General features: G+C 57.6%; 1 protein-coding gene. It reads right to left on the minus strand.

The window, feature by feature from the left end:
• A partial coding sequence (locus tag AC1VNY_RS42940) for a CoA transferase (protein WP_482409746.1) occupies positions 1-198 on the minus strand: 198 nt, incomplete at its 3' end.
• Positions 199-382 lie beyond the last annotated feature (184 nt).

A 382-nucleotide genomic window follows, 5' to 3' on the forward strand; every position in this document is an offset into this window, starting at 1 on the left:
GTAGTACGCTGCTTCGGTCGTGTTGTTACCGTCCGCGTCCTTCGCATACGGAGGCCCCCAGTGGCGAGTGTCATCGCCTGTACCGGGACGCTCGATCTTGATGACTTCGGCCCCTAGGTCGGCCAGTGTTTGCGTACACCACGGACCTGCCAAGACCCGGGTTAGATCCAACACGCGCAGATGACTAAGGGCACCCATATCAATCCAATCCAACGTTGGTGGCCTTCACCACCTTGAACCGCTTACCGGCTTGGATTTTGATCAATGCGTTGAAAACCGCTCGGTTTCCGATGCCGTGTCTAACCAACAGCCGGGGCCATGTCGGCGCAGCGCGCGCCAACCAGCTCGGGATTCTCCGTTGTCAGAGTTCTATGAACAATCA

This window comes from Bradyrhizobium ferriligni (assembly GCF_056837965.1).